Annotated in this window: 14 protein-coding genes; 7 read left to right on the top strand and 7 right to left on the bottom strand. The window is 72.5% G+C overall.

The features are described from left to right. Positions 1 to 2: 2 nt before the first annotated feature. From ABD126_RS20365 to ABD126_RS20345, 5 genes are all read right to left on the bottom strand, one after another. Positions 3 to 1,499: a cell division protein PerM gene (locus ABD126_RS20365; protein ID WP_343935437.1), complete on the bottom strand. Its 1,497-nt coding sequence runs from the start codon at positions 1,497 to 1,499 to the stop codon at positions 3 to 5. A 130-nt stretch (positions 1,500 to 1,629) separates the two neighbouring features. Then, on the bottom strand, positions 1,630 to 2,295 hold the full coding sequence (locus ABD126_RS20360) for a DUF5336 domain-containing protein (RefSeq protein WP_343935436.1): 666 nt from the start codon (positions 2,293 to 2,295) through the stop codon (positions 1,630 to 1,632). 175 nt (positions 2,296 to 2,470) lie between these two features. Continuing rightward, positions 2,471 to 3,361 carry a succinate--CoA ligase subunit alpha gene (sucD, locus tag ABD126_RS20355; RefSeq protein ID WP_343935435.1) on the bottom strand — a complete coding sequence of 297 codons (891 nt, stop codon included), beginning with the start codon at positions 3,359 to 3,361 and terminating at the stop codon, positions 2,471 to 2,473. A 2-nt stretch (positions 3,362 to 3,363) separates the two neighbouring features. Beyond that, positions 3,364 to 4,533 (bottom strand): ADP-forming succinate--CoA ligase subunit beta, encoded by a 1,170-nt coding sequence (gene sucC, locus ABD126_RS20350; RefSeq protein WP_343935434.1) that lies wholly within the window; start codon positions 4,531 to 4,533, stop codon positions 3,364 to 3,366. 431 nt (positions 4,534 to 4,964) lie between these two features. Further along, positions 4,965 to 6,572 carry a hypothetical protein gene (locus tag ABD126_RS20345; RefSeq protein WP_343935433.1) on the bottom strand — a complete coding sequence of 536 codons (1,608 nt, stop codon included), beginning with the start codon at positions 6,570 to 6,572 and terminating at the stop codon, positions 4,965 to 4,967. Between the two features lie 98 nt (positions 6,573 to 6,670). On the opposite strand from ABD126_RS20345, the gene ABD126_RS20340 reads away from it, so the two are divergent. Continuing rightward, on the top strand, positions 6,671 to 7,648 hold the full coding sequence (locus ABD126_RS20340; protein ID WP_343935432.1) for an esterase/lipase family protein: 978 nt from the start codon (positions 6,671 to 6,673) through the stop codon (positions 7,646 to 7,648). Positions 7,649 to 7,902: 254 nt separating this feature from the next. Further along, the gene (locus tag ABD126_RS20335) at positions 7,903 to 8,658 is read left to right on the top strand and encodes a M23 family metallopeptidase (RefSeq protein ID WP_343935431.1); all 756 of its coding nucleotides are present in this window, start codon (positions 7,903 to 7,905) and stop codon (positions 8,656 to 8,658) included. Positions 8,659 to 9,411: 753 nt separating this feature from the next. Here the strand turns inward: ABD126_RS20335 and pcrA are convergent. Next, on the bottom strand, positions 9,412 to 11,730 hold the full coding sequence (gene pcrA / locus ABD126_RS20330; protein WP_343935430.1) for a DNA helicase PcrA: 2,319 nt from the start codon (positions 11,728 to 11,730) through the stop codon (positions 9,412 to 9,414). A gap of 215 nt (positions 11,731 to 11,945) precedes the next feature. On the opposite strand from pcrA, the gene ABD126_RS20325 reads away from it, so the two are divergent. Next, positions 11,946 to 12,218 carry a chorismate mutase gene (locus ABD126_RS20325; RefSeq protein WP_343935429.1) on the top strand — a complete coding sequence of 91 codons (273 nt, stop codon included), beginning with the start codon at positions 11,946 to 11,948 and terminating at the stop codon, positions 12,216 to 12,218. Here ABD126_RS20325 and ABD126_RS20320 read toward each other — a convergent pair. Then, positions 12,187 to 13,260, bottom strand: coding sequence for an arginase family protein (locus tag ABD126_RS20320; protein WP_343935428.1), 1,074 nt, complete (start codon positions 13,258 to 13,260; stop codon positions 12,187 to 12,189). The two genes, ABD126_RS20325 and ABD126_RS20320, sit on opposite strands and share 32 nt — an antisense overlap. Before the next feature lie 64 nt (positions 13,261 to 13,324). Here ABD126_RS20320 and ABD126_RS20315 point away from each other — a divergent pair, with 64 nt between their 5' ends. The 4 genes from ABD126_RS20315 to ABD126_RS20300 all read left to right on the top strand — a co-directional run bounded on the left by ABD126_RS20315 (position 13,325) and on the right by ABD126_RS20300 (position 16,766). Beyond that, on the top strand, positions 13,325 to 13,642 hold the full coding sequence (locus tag ABD126_RS20315) for a hypothetical protein (RefSeq protein ID WP_343935427.1): 318 nt from the start codon (positions 13,325 to 13,327) through the stop codon (positions 13,640 to 13,642). Positions 13,643 to 13,828: 186 nt separating this feature from the next. Continuing rightward, positions 13,829 to 14,824 carry a hypothetical protein gene (locus ABD126_RS20310; protein ID WP_343935426.1) on the top strand — a complete coding sequence of 332 codons (996 nt, stop codon included), beginning with the start codon at positions 13,829 to 13,831 and terminating at the stop codon, positions 14,822 to 14,824. A 173-nt stretch (positions 14,825 to 14,997) separates the two neighbouring features. After that, the gene (locus ABD126_RS20305) at positions 14,998 to 15,810 is read left to right on the top strand and encodes a hypothetical protein (RefSeq protein ID WP_343935425.1); all 813 of its coding nucleotides are present in this window, start codon (positions 14,998 to 15,000) and stop codon (positions 15,808 to 15,810) included. A gap of 158 nt (positions 15,811 to 15,968) precedes the next feature. Further along, positions 15,969 to 16,766 (top strand): hypothetical protein, encoded by a 798-nt coding sequence (locus tag ABD126_RS20300; RefSeq protein ID WP_343935424.1) that lies wholly within the window; start codon positions 15,969 to 15,971, stop codon positions 16,764 to 16,766. The last annotated feature ends 154 nt before the right edge of the window (positions 16,767 to 16,920 follow it).

The raw sequence follows: 16,920 nt of genomic DNA, 5'->3' as shown, positions 1-16,920 counted from the left end.
GCCTAGTCGCGCTTGTCGGCCAGGTCCTCCCGGTCCTCCGGCTGGTCGTCCTCGGGGTCTTCCTCGTCGTCGGGGTCTTCGCCGCCGGGGTCTTCGTCACCGGGATCTTCGTCGCCGGGGTCTTCGTCGTCTTCCTCGAACTCCTCGGCGGTTTCCTCCGCGACGGGCTCGTCCTCGTCGTCGTAGTCGTCCTCTTCTTCGGCTTCCTCTTCGAGTTCTTCGAGGTCGTCCTCGAAGTCCTCGTCCTCGAAGTCGTCGTCCTCGTCCTCGTAGTCGTCCTCGGGCTCGTCATCCGCGACGGGCTCGGGCTCCTCGACCACGCGCGGCGGGCGGGGGCCGGCGAACCACGCGACCACCCCACCGGGCAGGGCGATCCACCCGACCGTGAGCACGGCCAGCAGGCCGGCCGGGATGGTCACCGGGTTGAACGCGCCACCGCCCAGGCTGCCGCCCGCGACCGCCGCCAGCACGAGCGTCCCGACGCCCGCCGCCACCGCCGCGACCAGCACGGCCCGCAGCCGGGCCCGGGGCGTCCCGGCCGCCGCGCGCAGCGCGAAGCCGACCAGCACCCCGGTCGCGCCGGGCAGGATCAGCACCAGGGGCAGCAGCGGGGACTGCTGCTCCGGCAGCGCCGCGAGCAGCGGCACCGCCGGCACCGGCCCGCCGGTGAACACCAGCGGGCTCACGGTGACCGCGCCGAGCGAGAACCCGGCCCCCACCACGTACGACAGCGCGCCGACCACGGCGTTGGGCAGGTAGGCCAGGCACATCAGCCAGATGCCCAGCCCGGTGCCCAGCGTCCCGCCGGTCTGGTCGAACAGCGAGCTGGTCAACGGCCACGACACCACCAGCCCGAACGCGAACAGCAGCGCGCCGCACGCGGTCAGCGCGAACAACGCCATCGCGCCCGCGCGCAGGCCGTGCCGGGCCACCGGGTCGATCCGCTCGAACACGACCTCGACCAGCCCGCACCGCTGCGCCACGCCGGCCACCGCCGCGACCCCGGACACCGCCGCGCACCCGAAGAACGCCACGGCCGGCGTCGCCCGCACCACGCCCTCGTCGCCCATCAGGAACGCGATCACGCCGCCGGTCACGGCGTGCGCGGACGCGATGGACAGCACCACGCCGCGCGCCTGGAGCGGTTCGAACAGCCCCAGCCGGTCCGCCGCGCCGGCCGCCGCGCGCGAGGCCAGCAGCATGAGCAGCACGGTCGGCAGCAGCGGCAGGACGCCGAGCTGCCCGCCGTCGAAGCGCAGCGGCACGTGGTGGGCGACCAGCCAGCCCGGCGCGGACGCCGCCAGCACCCCGGTGGTGGAGAACTCGGCGTGCGCGGCGGTGGACGACACCAGCGCGAGCAACGCGGCGACGGCGGCGTAGCTGACCACCACGGACCCGGCGGCCGTCATGGCCAGCACCCGGGCCCGCTCGCCCCGGGAGAACTCGGGCGGGCGCACGGACTCGGTCACGGCGGCGTGCGAGGGCGTTTGCACCGGCATGTCCCCAGGTTCCCAGTCGGCGTGGTCCGTTCAGGTGAGGCGGGGCCGGTGTCGGCGGAATTCGCCCCGGCCCGGACGCGGGAAGGGGTGGCACCGCGCGTGCGGTGCCACCCCTTCCCGGAGAAGACGATCAGCCCTGCGGCTGCTGGCCGAACCCGCCCGGCGGCGTGCCCGGCTGCTGGCCCGGCTGGTTGAACTGGCCCGGCTGCGGCATGTAGGAGGTGGGCTGCGGCGCGCCCGGCTGCTGCTGCTGGGGCTGCACCGGCGACCCGAACTGGCCCGACGGCGGGTTGAACTGGCCCGGCTGCTGCTGCTGGTGCGGCGGCTGCTGCCCCGGCTGCGGGAAGCCACCGGACTGCGGGTTCCAGCCGCCGGGCTGGCCGTAGGGGTTGGCGGGCTTGGGCTCCAGCTTCAGCACACCCGCGTCGAGCAGCAGGCTCGCCACGACCGCGGCCGTCTCCAGGAGGGCGACCAGGAGCAGCACGATCTGCATGCCCTTGGTGTCGGCCTCGCTCTTGATCATGCCCTGGAGGAAGAGCAGCGTCGGCACGGCGGTGAGCACCGCGGCGGCGGGGAGCAGGCGCGGCATCTTCGGCAGCACCGACAGGCCCGACAGGACACCGGCCGCGAGCAGGAGGTCGATGCTGGCGGTGGACACGTCGTCGGCGAACGCGAGCAGGTAGGCGATCAGGCCGAGGCCCGCGCCGACCAGCGGGAGGATGAAGTTCAGGTTCACGCCCACCGGTTGCTGCGCCGGACCCGGCTGCTGTTGAGGGGCGCCGTACGGCACGGACATGGTGAGGTCTCCTCCTCCACCGACGGACCAAAGGCAACGACAGAACGCTAGCCGATGCACACTCTCCGACGACGACCGGATCTCCCCGGTTCCCCCGAACGCGTGGCTTGACGCACGCCACAACGCCGTGAAGGCCACCTCCCACGGGAGATGGCCTTCACGAACGGGTGAGCGATCAGCCGATCGACTGCATGATCTCCCGCATGAGGGCGGCGGTCTCGGACGGCGTCTTGCCGACCTTCACGCCCGCGGCCTCCAGGGCCTCCTTCTTCGCCTGCGCGGTGCCGGCGGAGCCGGACACGATCGCGCCCGCGTGGCCCATCGTCTTGCCCTCGGGGGCGGTGAAGCCCGCCACGTAGCCGACGACCGGCTTGGTGACGTTCTCCTTGATGTAGGCCGCGGCCCGCTCCTCGGCGTCGCCGCCGATCTCGCCGATCATCACGATCGCCGCGGTCTCCGGGTCGGCCTCGAAGGCCGCCAGCGCGTCGATGTGGGTGGTGCCGATGATCGGGTCGCCGCCGATGCCGATGGCGGTGGAGAAGCCGAAGTCCCGCAGCTCGTACATCATCTGGTAGGTCAGGGTGCCCGACTTGGACACCAGACCGATCTTGCCCGCGCCGGAGATGTTGGCCGGGATGATGCCCGCGTTGGACTGCCCGGGGCTGATCAGGCCGGGGCAGTTCGGGCCGATGATCCGGGTCTTGTTGCCGGTGGCGACGGCGTGCGCCCAGAACGCGGCGGTGTCGTGCACCGGGATGCCCTCGGTGATGACGACGGCCAGGCCGATGCCCGCGTCGATCGCCTCGATCACGGCGGCCTTGGCGAACGCCGGCGGCACGAAGATCACGGTCACGTCGGCGCCGGTGGCCTCCATGGCCTCGGCCACGGAGCCGAACACCGGGAGCACGTTGCCGTCGAAGTCGACCTTCTCGCCGGCCTTGCGCGGGTTCACGCCGCCGACGATGTTCGTGCCGGAGGCCAGCATGCGCTTGGTGTGCTTGGTGCCCTCGGCGCCGGTCATGCCCTGGACGATGACCTTGCTGTCCTTGGTGATGAAGATTGCCATCGTCAGACCCCCGCAGCCGCGAGTTCGGCGGCCTTGTCGGCCGCGTTGTCCATGGTGTCCACAACGGTCACCAGCGGGTGGTTGGCCTCGGCGAGGATGCGCCGGCCCTCCTCCACGTTGTTGCCGTCCAGGCGGACCACCAGCGGCTTGGTGGCCTCGTCGCCCAGGATGCCCAGCGCCGCGACGATGCCGTTGGCCACCGCGTCGCAGGCGGTGATGCCGCCGAAGACGTTCACGAAGACGCTGCGCACGTCCGGGTCGTGCAGGATGATGTCCAGCCCGTTGGCCATCACCTCGGCGGACGCGCCACCGCCGATGTCCAGGAAGTTCGCGGGCTTGACGCCCTTGTGCTTCTCACCGGCGTAGGCGACGACGTCCAGCGTGGACATGACCAGACCGGCGCCGTTGCCGATGATGCCGACCTGGCCGTCGAGCTTGACGTAGTTCAGGCCCTTGGCCTTGGCCTTGGCCTCCAGCGGGTCCTCGGCCTGCTTGTCGACCAGCGCCTCGTGCTGCGGGTGCCGGAACGACGCGTTCTCGTCCAGGGTGACCTTGCCGTCGAGGGCGACGATCTTGCCCTCGGGGTCGCGGACCAGCGGGTTGACCTCGACCAGCGTCGCGTCCTCGGCGACGAAGGTCTCCCACAGCTTCACGATCACGTCGGCGACCTGGTCGGCCACCTCGGCGGGGAACTTCGCGGCGGCGACGATCTCGTCGGCCTTGGCGCGGTCCACGCCCTTGATCGCGTCCACCGGCACCTTGGCCAGCGCCTCGGGCTTGGTGGCGGCCACCTCTTCGATGTCCATGCCGCCCTCGACGGAGGCCATCGCGAGGAAGGTCCGGTTCGCCCGGTCGAGCAGGAAGGAGAAGTAGTACTCCTCGGCGATGTCGGACGCGGGGGTCACCAGCACGCGGTGAACGACGTGACCCTTGATGTCCAGGCCCAGGATCGCCTCGGCCTTGGTGGCGGTCTCGTCCGGGGTCTCGGCGAGCTTCACGCCGCCGGCCTTGCCCCGGCCACCCGTCTTGACCTGGGCCTTGACGACGACGGTCTGGCCGAAGCGCTCGGCGATGGCCTTGGCCTCGGCGGGGGTGCTCGCCACGTCGCCCGGCAGCACCGGGACATCGTGGGCGGCGAAGAGGTCCTTCGCCTGGTACTCGTACAGGTCCACTCGGGTCTCCTGCGACGTCGGTGTCGGACACCGCGTCCGTGGTGCGGTCCTCGTGGTCCGGCGCTCCAGGCTGGGGCCTGGTGCCCACACGTACCAGGCATCACCTGGAACGCCGGCATAGCCGTGGGGGGACCGGCTCGACGCGGCTGCGAGGAACACTATCGACCTGCGCGGACCACCTCGCACCCCACACCCGTGAGGTCCGTCTCAAAGGTGGTGAGGTCGATCACTGTGTTGGATGGCGCGACTCCGTCGCGCGGCTCGGCCGCCCTGGAGTCGGCTCGGCGGCCTCGCGGTGGACGGGCGTTCGCGCGAACGTGACAAGCGAGGCGGCCTCGCGGTCAAGAGGGGCGTTCGTGCGGCGCGACAAACCGACGCGGCCTTGCGGTCAAGAGGGGCGTTCGCGACGCGACAAGGAGGCGGCCTCGCGGTCAGCGGGACGTGCGGACCGCCGCCGCGATCACCAGGGCCACCGTCGCGGCCACCGCCAGCCACAGGCCCGGCCCGGGTGAGGTGTCCGCCGCGCGGGACGCCGTCAGCGGGTACTCCAGTGCCCGGGTCAGGGTCACGCCGGCCGCGCCCAGCAGCAGCGCCGCGCCCTTGACCGGGCGCGAGGCCAGGGCCAACCCGATGGCGGCCAGCACGCCCGCCAGGGCGATGAGCAGGCCCCACGAGCCGACGCGCAGGCCCAGGGCCGTGATCGGGGTGAGGTCCGGGGCGCGGAGGACCGGCATGGCGAAGGCGCCGATGGCGACCAGGCCCGCGATCAGCGCCACGGCGATCAGGGGCAGTGACGGGGAGGTCGTGGTGACGTCCTCTTCGTCGCGTTCGGCCGCGCCGGCGACCACGGCCGTGATCACGGCGGCGATCGCGAGGACCACGCCCACCGTGGTGAACCAGACGCCCGGTCCGGGCAGGACGGTGGCGACCTGGGTGGCGGCGAAGACCGCGTCCAGGGAGAGGCCGGCCGCGAGCGGGATGGCGGCGGTCGCCGCGATGAACGCCGGGCGGGCCTTCGGGGCTAGGGCGAGCAGGGTGAACGCGGCGGCCGGCCACAGCAGGCGGGCCGCGTAGTCGGTGGGCGCGCTCAGGCCGGCCGGCACGCTCAGGTGCGGCGTGAGCGCCCCGACCAGCAGGAACGCCCCGGCCGCCAGGCCGAGGACGGTCACTACCAGGTTCAACCTGCGCAGTCCGGGCAGCGCGCCCTCGCGCTCCTTGAGGACGTGCTCGGGCAGCAGGGCGGCGAAGACCAGGCCGGCCGCGCCGATCATGACCGTCACCGCGCCCACGCCGAGGAAGATCTCGTCCAGGACCGCCACGGCGGCCAACCCCGGCGCGACGAAGGCGGGCAGCGTGAGCGCGACGCCGAGCAGGCCGCCGGTCCGCACGTCGTCGTCGGCCGAGCTGGCGGCCAGCAGGGTCGCCACCGGCACGGCCACGAGCAGCAGCAGGCCACCGGCCAGGGCCGGGCCGGGGGCGTCCAGGAGGCTCCCGGCCCGCAGGAACGGGTCGAGCGAGGCGAACGGCGGCGACAGCAGACCGGTCACGGCGACCACGGCGGCGGCGGTGGCCAGGCCGAACCGACCGCCCCGGCCGCCCTCGGTCTCCAGCCGGGTCACCGCGACCACGGCCGCGGCGGCGGTGAGCACGTGCCCCGCCAGCAGCACCCACAGGCCCGCGGCGGGCTCGGGCGCGGCCAGCGTCGTGACCCGCAGCAGCTCCGGCCGCGAGACGCCGACCGGGTCCAGCGCGATCGCCAGGTCCACCAGGAACCGGCACACCGCGAACGCGCCCAGCGGCACCAGCACCGCAGCGCCGGTCGTCGCACGCCCGCGCGCGTAGTAGCAGGTGGCCACCGCGACGGGCAGCAGGGCGAGCAGGGCCAGCAGCGGCCACGCGGTGAAGGCGGGCGGCGCGGTGTCGTCCACGACGTTCAGCACGGGGCCGACCGCGCCGCACACGGCGCCCGCGACCGCGAGCCCGAGCGCCGTGCGGAGGCCGGTGGACGCGGGGGAGACCGGATCAGCGGTGCGGATCATCGGCTCGAAACTAGCAGGGCGGGCCACTTCGACCGGAATGGCGAGAAGGTGCTTCGGGTACTCCCGAACCTGTGGAAATCTCACCTACCGTCAGCCCTATGGGTGAAGTTCAGCGGTGGACCAGGTCCCTGGTCGACCGGGTGGGCACCGGGCTGAACGGCGCGGTGGAGACCGGCGCCGCCACCGGCCGGGACCTGCTCGGCGGCGCGCTGGGCGTGGCACGCGCGGCTCTTTCCCCAGGTGGGGCGTGGGGTGCCGTGGTCGAGGCGGCCTGGCTCGCGTCCCGCGCGGCGATGTACCCGTGGGGTGTCGTCGAGGAGCAACTGCGCCCCGAAGGGCATCTGCGGCACTACCGAACCGATCAGTTGTCGCCCCGGACGCGCGGGCTCGTTGTTTCGGCCATGGACGCGGCGGGCACCCCGATCGTGCTGGTGCACGGGATCGGGGACAACCGCTCCGCCTTCGCGGTGCTGTCGGGGGCACTGCGGAGGCGGGGCTTCGGGGTGGTGCACGCGGTGAACTACAGCGTGCTGACGGCGTTGACGGGGGATGTCCGCCGGTCGGCCGCGCTGCTGGGCGAGCACGTCGAGCGGATCTGCGAGCAGACGGGGTCGGAGCGGGTCCACGTCGTCGGGCACTCGCTCGGCGGGTTGATCGCCCGGTACTACGTGCAGCGCCTGAACGGCGACGCGCGGGTCCGGACGCTGGTCACGCTCGGCACCCCGCACGGCGGGACGCTGTCCGCCTACCTCTTCCCCACCGCCCTGACCAGGCAACTCCGCCCGGGTTCGGACCTGTTGTCCGAATTGGCCGAACCCTGCCGGCCGTGCCGGACGCGGTTCGTCGTGGTGTGGAGCGAGATGGACCAGGTCGTGATCCCGCAGCGGAACGGCCGCCTGGAGCACCCGTCGTTGCTCGTCGAGGAGCACCGGATACGTGATTCAGGTCACCTCTCACTGCCCGTTGACAGGCGCGCTTTGCACGCGGTGGTGACCGCAATCACTCGATCGGATGACGGCGTGTCGCACGACATCGTGCCTGTAAGTGAGGGGTTTGGCGGCGGCGGGGTGACCTAGCGTCACAGCGCACACTTCCGGCGTTGACGTTAACCGCTAAACGGTAGACATCGTGGACGGGGATTGCCTTCGCGCCTTCCGCCCCGTTACTGTCCCCCGGTCCGTTGTCACGGTCTGGTCACAGAAGGACACCGAGCCGGTACCCCGACCGGCTCACCGGGATCCCCCGCCCGGCGTCCCGACCGGACTCCCCGAAGACGGAAGGCCTGGTTTTGTCTCGTCACCGCTCCCCCGGCGGCCATAGCAGTTCCGCAGTGCTCGAAGAGGCGACCGAACGCCTCGCCGTGCGCGCCGTGGCATCACACCGGCTCCCGCCGCCCCCGTCGGCGTTGCGTGGTCGGATCGTGGTCGCCGCTGTCGCGGTCGGCGCGTTCGCCGCCGCGGGCGCAGGTCAGACACTGCACGCCCTGGGTTCGTCGGACACGCCGTCCGACGAGGTCACCCCGCTCGCGAGCGCCGCCGACGGCGCCGCCGCGTTCGGTGTCGGTGGCCAGGGCCACGCCGGTTCCCCGCACATCCTCCCGGTCGCGAAGACGACCGACCCCGCCGCCGAGGCGCAGAAGCTCGCGAAGAGCGCGCAGATCGCGGCCGACCGCGAAGCCGCCGAGGCCGAGGCCCGGCGCCCCAAGTTCGCCCGTCCCGCCAGCGGTGACTTCACGTCCGGCTACGGCGGTCGCTGGGGCGGCATGCACTACGGCATCGACATCGCGGGCCCGATCGGCACCCCGATCCTGGCCGCCGCGGACGGCGTCGTCATCGAGGCGGGCCCCGCCAGCGGCTTCGGCCTGTGGGTGAAGGTCGAGCACGCGGACGGCACGGTCACGGTGTACGGCCACGTGGACACCTACTCGGTCCGCAAGGGCCAGGTCGTCCAGGCCGGCGAGCAGATCGCCCGCATGGGCAACCGCGGCTTCTCCACCGGCCCGCACCTGCACTTCGAGGTCTGGAACCCGGACGGCATGAAGATCAACCCCTTGTCCTGGTTGAACTCCAAGGGCATCAGCGTCTGAGCGAAGGTTCGGCGGAAGACCCCGGGCGGCGACACGTTCGCGCCCGGGGTCTTTCGCGTGCTGGGTGCTTGGTGGGGTGGTTGGTGGAGGCGGGCGCGGTGGGGCGATCGCGCTGGTAGCGGGGGTAGGTGCGCGGCCGGCACGGGCAGTGCCGGCCGGCGGGCGGCTCCCCGCAGCGCCGGCGGGCCTGGCTCGGCGGCGGCCCGGCCTCAGCGGCCCGGCGGCGGCCGAGCAGCGGCGATGCCTCCGCGCGGCGGCCGTGGCTCGGCGGCTCGGGCTCGGCGGCGGCTTGGTGGCGGCGGCTTGGTGGCGGCGGCTTGGCGGCGGCGGCTTCGCGGCGCGTGACGGCGGGCTTCGAGCGCGCTCGGCGGCGTCCTCGGCGTCTGGTCTTCAACTCGGGCAAGTGAAAGGCCGGGTCGCTGTGCGACCCGGCCTTCCCCCTAGACCGCCCCCGCGGTTATCCCCTGGGTCACGACGCCCGCCCCCGACGCGGTCGCCGCCTCCCCGTCGTCAAGCGGCTACCTCTGCCCGGTTCACCCCGAATGCCCCGGCCATCCCGCTTCTGACAACCCTTAAGACGCCCGACCTGTTCCCGGGTTGCCCACGAATTCCAACCAAACACGACCGAGTGACACTCCCGGCTTGCATGTGCCTGCATGCACACGCGCCACGCACAAAAGACCACCCGGAAGGGTGATCCTGTGCACACGATGGTGTGGAGCGCTCTCGACAGCGCTCAGCCGCCGAAGCGGGCTACAGCTTCACGAGCGGGACGCCGCCGATGAGCATCAGCCGGACCTTGCCGGCCGTGCCGAAGTCGATCGTCGCCGTCGCGCGCGGGCCCGAGCCGTCGACCGCGATGACGCTGCCGAGCCCGTACTTGTCGTGGCTCACCCGGTCGCCCACGTCCAGCTTGAGCGCCGGCGTGTCCTTCCACGCCGTGTTCGTCGGCGCCGGCCGCGACGGGCCGTCCGACCGCCTGCTGCCCCACGTCGTCGCGGTGGACGGGGCCGAGCGCTTCGGCTCCACCCGCTTCCACTCCACGAGGTCCGCCGGGATCTCGTCCAGGAACCGCGACGCCGGGTTCGCCGACGGCTGCCCCCACGCCGAGCGCACCAGCGCCCGCGACAGGTACAGCCGCTGCTGCGCCCGAGTGATCCCGACGTACGCCAGCCGCCGCTCCTCCGCCAGCTCGACCGGGTCGGCCAGCGCCCGCATGTGCGGGAACACGCCGTCCTCCCAGCCGGTGCAGAACACGACCGGGTACTCCAGGCCCTTGGCGGTGTGCAGGGTCATCAGCGTGACCACGCCGTCGGACTCCGCGTCGGGCACCGAGTCCGCGTCCGCCACCAGCGACACCCGCTCCAGGAACGCGGCCAGCGACCCCTCGGCGGGCAGCCCCTCGTCCTCGGCGGGCACCTGGGTGGCCGACCCCAGCTCGGTGAACTCCCGCGCCACGGTGACCAGCTCGTTCAGGTTCTCCACGCGGGTGTGGTCCTGCGGGTCGTCGCTGGCCTCCAGCTCCGCCCGGTAGGCGGTCCGGTCCAGCACGGCCTCCAGGACGTCGGCCACGTCGTCGCCGCGGTCGACCATCACGGCCAGCTCGTCCAGCAGCTCCACGAACCCGGCGATCGCGTTGCGGGACCGCGGGTTCAGCATCGGCACCCGGCCCTCGACCGCGGCCCGGAGCGCCTGCACGAAGCTGATCCGCTCCTGCTCCGCGTACAGGGCCACGCACGCCTCGGCCCGCTCGCCGATGCCGCGCTTGGGCACGTTCAGGATCCGCCGCAACGACACCGTGTCGTCCGGGTTGGCCAGCGTGCGCAGGTACGCCAGCGCGTCGCGCACCTCGCGCCGCTCGTAGAACCGGACGCCGCCGACCACCCGGTAGGGCAGGCCCAGCCGGATGAAGATCTCCTCGAACACGCGCGACTGGTTGTTGGTCCGGTAGAACACGGCGATCTCGCCGTTGTTCGCCTCGCCGGAGTCCACCAGCCGGTCGATCTCGCGGGCCACGAACGCGGCCTCGTCGTGCTCGTTGTCGGCGACGTAGCCGACGATCTTCTCGCCCTCGCCCAGGTCGCTCCACAGCCGCTTGTCGCGGCGGTTCGGGTTGCGCGAGATGACCGCGTTGGCGGCGGTCAGGATGTTCTGCGTGGACCGGTAGTTCTGCTCCAGCAGGATCGTCGTGGCCTGCGGGTAGTCGCGCTCGAACTCCACGATGTTGCGGATCGTCGCGCCCCGGAAGGCGTAGATCGACTGGTCGGCGTCGCCCACCACGCACAGCTCGCCCGGCTCGACGCCGTCCTCGCCCGTGCCGACCAGCTCGCGGACCAGCGTGTACTGGGCGTGGTTGGTGTCCTGGTACTCGTCCACCAGCACGTGCCGGAAGCGGCGGCGGTAGTGCTCGGCCACGTCCGGGTGGTTCTGCAGCAGCTCGACCGTGCGCATGATCAGGTCGTCGAAGTCCAGCGAGTTCGACGTGGACAGCCGCCGCTGGTAGCTCTCGTAGACCTCGGCGACCCGGCGCTCCAGGTCGTTGGCCGCCTGCTCCTTGGCCTCGGCGACGCCGACCAGCTCGTTCTTCAGGTTCGAGATGTGGACGGCCAGGGTGCGGGCGGGGTAGCGCTTGGGGTCCAGGTCGAGGTCGCGGGCCACCAGGGTGATCAGGCGGCGCGTGTCGTCGGCGTCGTAGATCGAGAAGTTGGACGACAGGCCCAGCGTCTTCGCGTCCCGGCGCATGACCCGCACGCACATGGAGTGGAAGGTGGACACCCACATCGACCGGGCGCGGGCGCCGACCAGGTCGGCGACGCGCTCCTTCATCTCCGCGGCTGCTTTGTTGGTGAACGTGATGGCCATGACCTGGCCGGGGTGCACGTTGCGCTCGGCCAGCAGGTGGGCGATCCGGCGGGTGAGCACGCGGGTCTTGCCCGACCCCGCGCCCGCGACGACCAGCAGCGGCGACCCGGCGTGCTCGACCGCGCGGCGCTGCGCCGGGTTGAGGTCGTCCAGCAGGCGGGAGGGCCGGGATGCGGGGGGACTTGAGGGCAAGTCGAACAAGGCGCTCATCGTGGCTTCACGTTACCGGGTACCCCCGACAGGGCGGCTCCTGTGGCATGATGTGGGCGTGCGCATGGCCCACTTCGAGTTTTTTTACGGGATCCGGACTCCGGCTCCCGTGGACCGCTAGCGCGCATAAAGCCACCACGAAGCCCCGGAGTCCTCGGACCCCGGGGCTTCGCTGCTTCCCAGGGTCAGGACCCCACCAGCGAGAGGTCACCCCGATGAACAGCACGGACACCGCTCCCACCGAGACCCACGACATCAACGCCCTGCGCGAGGAGATCGACCACCTCGACGCGGAGCTGTTGCGCCTGGTCAAGCGCCGCGTCGAGGTCTCCCGGACGATCGGCGCGGCCCGCATGGCGGCCGGCGGCACCCGGATCGTGCACAACCGCGAGATCGACGTCCTCAACCGCTACAAGGAACTGGGTCCCGAGGGCCGCGACCTCGCGATGATCCTGCTCAAGCTGGGCCGGGGCCCGCTGGGCCGCTAGTCCCGACCGCGCGGGCCAGGTCGGTGTCGATCAACTGGGTGTCGTCGGGCAGGTAGGCGAGGGGGTCGTCGACCAGCGGGCCGACCCCCACCAGCCCCTCGACCAGGGCGTGCAGGCACAGGGCGGCGTACCCGCGGAGGTAGCCGCCCTCCTGGGTGAGCACGGTGGGCAGCCCCAGCCCCGCGGCCCGGCGGCCGATGTCGCGGTAACCCGAAGCCGTGAGGTTGTGCCGGCCGTTGGGGTCGAACGCCGAGCCGTCGAAGCCCGAGGCGCAGACGAGGAAGTCCGCGCCGAAGGCTTCGACCGCCGGCAGGGCCACCTCGTCCAGCGCGCGGCGGTAGGCCGTGTCGCCCGCGCCGAGGGACAACTCCACGTTGAGGTTCGTCGGCCCGCTCTCCTCCGGACCACCGGTCTGCACGTGGTTCGCGCCCCACGGGCCGTGGCGCATGTGGATGGACACGGTGAGGACGTCGTCGGTGTCCTTGAAGATGTCCTGGGTGCCGTTGCCGTGGTGGACGTCCCAGTCGAGGACCGCCACCCGGTGGCCGGCGCGGCGGGCGGTCTCGGCCACCAGGGCGGCGTTGTTGACCATGCAGTAGCCGTCGGGCAGCGCCCGTTGCGCGTGGTGGCCGGGCGGGCGGACCAGGGCGTAGGCGAGGCGGGTCCGGCCGGCGGCCACCGACTCGTACGCGGCCAGCGCCGTGCCGGCGGCGGCGCGGATGGCGTCCCAGGAACCCGGGCCGACGACGGTGTTGGTCTCCAGGAGCACCCGTTCGGTGCCGCTGCACGCCTTATATATGGACGAGAGGTACTCGGGCGCGTGGACGCGGGTCAGTTCCTCTTCCGTGGCGAACCGACCTTCGTGCCACGTGAGGTGCGGCGCGACCGGGCCGTGGGTGAGGGCGTGCCGGAAGGTGCGCAGCCGGGCGGCGTTCTCCGGGTGCGGCTCGGGGGTGTCGAGCCAGGTCCAGTCGCCGGGCAGCTCCCACAGGCCGGTGCCGGTGTCGTGCTCCAGGCAGGCGTCGTGCCAGTACAACTCCACACCAGGGGGATATCAGGGCGATCACCGATGTTCCAACCGGAAAAACCGAGGGCACACTGGGTGCATGGGCGTCATCGGTCTCATCACGGGTCTCATCGCAATCCTCGGTGTGCTGGCGACGCTGGCCCACGACGGCTACCTGGCCATGCTGGGGTCGGCCGCCAAGTCGAAGCGGGCGGCGGGCGCGCCGATCGCGCAGTACGTCCGGAGCAGGTGGACGGTTGCCGGCGTGACCACGGTCATCGCCCTGGTCGGCCTGCTGATCACGTCGGGCGCCGGCGTGTCCGGTGACGTCATCGGCGCGCTGATCGCCGGTGGTGCGGGTCTGGCTGCCACCAACGCGTTGCAGAGCAGTCGCAAGCGGTTGAACAGCGGTGGCTGAAACTCACTCGGAAGAGTGTCCCTCGGTGTCACAAGGCTGATCTGTCGGGCCACTCGGGGACCCTGCACCTACGCTGCTGCGTGGGCGCAGGGTCTCGTTCGTCCCACCCCCGATCCCCTGCCCCTGAACAGGTGAACAGCGGCCTTGAGGGCGTCAGGACCGGGGTTGGGGAGGGTCTGCACAGGCATGGACATCGGGGAACCGGAACGATCGGGTCGACATCGGCTGGAGGACGGCGCGGCACCGTGGTTGCCGCTGGGCGGCGAACTCGACCACGCCCCCGCACCACGGGCGGACCGCCCACCGGGCACGGCCCCCACCGGCCAACTCCCGCTGAGCACGACCGCCTCAACGCTCCAGCCGACCGCCCCGAGCCGGGTCCGCCCCGGCACCGCCGCAGCGCCGCCCCCACCCCCCAAGGCGGCGATCCCGGCTCAGCGCAACCCCCACCCCGACCGCGAGTCGATCGGGCTGGGCAGCTTCAACATCGGGCTCGTGCCCGCCTCCGTCACCCCGCCCCGCACGTGGAAGCGGGCCGCGTGGTTCGCCGTGCTGTCGTCCGCCGGTGTCCTGGCCGGGCTCGTCTACGCCGCCGTCAAGCTCGTCGGGGCCGGCACGCCGACCGACCGCCTGGGCATGCCCGGCTACCCCACGTCCGCGCCGATCGTGACCGGGTTCGGCACCAGCACGCCGTCCGCCACGCCGACCCCCCGCCCCCAACCCGGCGAGCGGCCCGAGGCGCTGGCGGCCCCCGAGCGGACCCCGGAGACGCCCGCCACGGCCGTCGGCGGCACGTCGGCGGCACCCACGTCGTCCGCGCCGTCCGCGTCGCCCACCGTCACGACGGTCCCCAGCTCCGGCGCGCCGGTGGTGGACGCGGTCGCCGTCGCGGAGCGGACCGAGAGCTTCTACGAGCAGGCCGTGGCCAACACCGCGACCGTGCTGGAGATGGTCGCCGACACCTTCGAAGCCGACGCGAAGGCGCTGCTCAACGGCCACTTCAAGGACGTTTCGGCGATCGAGGTGACCGAGATCAGCGTGGACCCGGCCCGGGGCGTCACCATCAGCACGCTGCACGTGAAGAACAAAGACGGCTCGACCACCACCGAGAAGCGGCAGCTCGTCTTCACCACGAGCGGTGACCCGTTGATCAACGCCGAGCGGCTGTTCGGCGGGGTTTAGCGGTCGTTCGCGAACGTACAGCGTTTCGTGCGCACGCCACCGGGCGCTCGGTGGAACGGCCCGCCCGGACCGTTGGCCGCCACGAACGGGTGAACCCTCGTGTTGCGTCTGGATTCCGATGTTGTGTGCGCGGTACGTGTTCTGCCTGACGACACAGGGTTAGGGAGTCGCCAGTGCAGCGCCCTACGACGAGCGGTCGCAGGCACAACCGCACCGGCTCGGTCTCGGTGGCCGAGCTGATCAGGAAGCAGCGGACCCCGTTGCGCATCCCCTCTCCGGAACAGGCCGCCACACAGGGCCTGGTCACGGAACTGCTGGGCGAACCGGTCCACCGGTCCGCGCCGCCGCCGTCCCGGCGGGGCGCGCGGATCGCCGGGCTGGTCACCGGCGCGCTCGTGCTGATCACGTCCGTGGCGGCGGTGGCGGTCCTGGCCGGGCACCGCGCGCCCGGTCCGGAGCGCCCGCGGGCCGCCGCGCCCCGGGAGATCAGCGGGCACTCCGCGCTGCGGCCGGACGTGCTCTCCGCCGAGCTGGGCGGGTCCGCCGAGCCGGGCGGGTCCACGCGGACCGGGGACGGCGCCGAGCCGGGCCGTCCCGCCGAGGTCGCGCCCCTGCCGATGGCGGCCGACGATCCGGCGGCGCCGTCCGTGGTGCCGCCGCCGAGCGTGGCGACCGGGCCGAACCCGCGCGTGGACGTGGTGCGGCGGTTCTACGAGCTGCTGCCCGCCAAGCCCGCGGAGGCCGCCCGGCTGCTCTCGCCCGAGCTGGTCGGCGGCAGCGGCCGGGAGTTCGTGGCGGCGTGGGACCGCATCCAGTCGATCACGATCGAGTCGACCTCGGCGCGGCCGGACGGGTCGGTGCTCGCGGTGGTCTCGATGCAGGAGCGGACCGGTCGGTGGATGCGCGTCGAGCAGGTGTTCTGGCTCACAGAGACGAGTCAGCCGAGGATCACCGGAACGCGTGTCCTTTCGGCCCAGCGCAGTTGACGGTGGGTATGGATCTTGAACGGCGACTTGACGGGGAGTGACTTCGCGGGGTTGTTGTCGAGGAAAGTTCGCCCGAAGGGGTTACGAACTCGGTCACGATTCGGTATCCATGTTCCCGGCCGGTAGCGCAACGCACTCTCCGGGAAAGGTGACCTTCGGTGTCGAACGACGACAAACGCCGTCGACGGGACGGGACGACGGCCCAGCTGTGCGTCGCCGATCTGATCGCCCGGCGGGAAGCCGAAACCCAGCCGATCCCGCGGATCACCGACGAGCAGACCGTCCGGTTCAAGGCGGCGCCCAACCTGTCCGGGCGTGAGCTGCACGTCACCGAGCTGCTCAAGCGCGAGGGCCGGGCGGGCGAGGAGGAGCGCGGCGGCGGGTTCTCCGTGCCGAAGCTGGTGGCGATGGCCAGTGGCGGCGTGGTGCTGGCCGGGACGGTCGCATTCACCGCGAGCAACCTCCTGTCGTCGCCCGACGAGCGCCCGCTGGCGGAGGTCCGCTACGACACCCGGCCGGCCGCGCGGGCGACCAACACGGTCGGCAAGGATCTCGCCCCGGCTGCCGCCGCGCAGCAGCAGGCGCCGCAGACGGCGGAGTCCACGACGGACACCACGACCCCGGCGCAGACCGCCACCCAGAAGCCGCGCGCGACCCAGCAGCCGGCCCCGACGACCACCACGACGACGGAACAGGCCCCGGCCCCGGAACAGCCGCCGTCGACCACGACCACCGCGCCGACGACCACGACGCCCCCGAGCAGCGACACCGCGCCGCCGCCCACCAGCAGCTCGGCCAGCAGCTCGGCGACCACGTCGTCCCCGTCCACGCCGGACTCGTCCACCCCGCCGCCGTCCTCGACCGAGCCGTCGAAGCCGGGCCTGGGCCTGGGCTTGGACCTCGGCGGCGTCCTGGCCCCGATCGGCGGCTTCGACTTCTTCGCCCCGGCCGAGTAATCCCGCGCAACCCGGCAACCCCCACGCCCGACCGCGCCGCCCCGACCGCGCCATCCGGACCGCGCCATCCGGACCGCGCCATCCGGACCGCGCCATCCGGACCGCGCCATCCGGACCGCGCCATCCGGACCGCGCCATCCGGACCGCGCCATCC

Origin of the sequence: Saccharothrix mutabilis subsp. mutabilis (genome assembly GCF_039521145.1) — a bacterium.
In the GTDB taxonomy this organism is placed as follows: domain Bacteria; phylum Actinomycetota; class Actinomycetes; order Mycobacteriales; family Pseudonocardiaceae; genus Actinosynnema; species Actinosynnema mutabilis.
The sequence above is the reverse complement of the archived record's forward strand: the minus strand, read 5'-3'. Positions and strand labels throughout refer to the sequence as shown.

Bases quoted from the DNA above. Each gene is read 5' to 3' on its own strand.
- ABD126_RS20340 (WP_343935432.1), top strand. From the start codon at position 6,671: ATGGGTGAAGTTCAGCGGTGGACCAGGTCCCTGGTCGACCGGGTGGGC.
- ABD126_RS20315 (WP_343935427.1), top strand. From the start codon at position 13,325: ATGGGCGTCATCGGTCTCATCACGGGTCTCATCGCAATCCTCGGTGTG.
- ABD126_RS20310 (WP_343935426.1), top strand. From the start codon at position 13,829: ATGGACATCGGGGAACCGGAACGATCGGGTCGACATCGGCTGGAGGAC.
- sucD (WP_343935435.1), bottom strand. From the start codon at position 3,361: ATGGCAATCTTCATCACCAAGGACAGCAAGGTCATCGTCCAGGGCATG.
- pcrA (WP_343935430.1), bottom strand. From the start codon at position 11,730: ATGAGCGCCTTGTTCGACTTGCCCTCAAGTCCCCCCGCATCCCGGCCC.
- ABD126_RS20345 (WP_343935433.1), bottom strand. From the start codon at position 6,572: ATGATCCGCACCGCTGATCCGGTCTCCCCCGCGTCCACCGGCCTCCGC.
- ABD126_RS20365 (WP_343935437.1), bottom strand. From the start codon at position 1,499: ATGCCGGTGCAAACGCCCTCGCACGCCGCCGTGACCGAGTCCGTGCGC.
- ABD126_RS20360 (WP_343935436.1), bottom strand. From the start codon at position 2,295: ATGTCCGTGCCGTACGGCGCCCCTCAACAGCAGCCGGGTCCGGCGCAG.
- ABD126_RS20325 (WP_343935429.1), top strand. From the start codon at position 11,946: ATGAACAGCACGGACACCGCTCCCACCGAGACCCACGACATCAACGCC.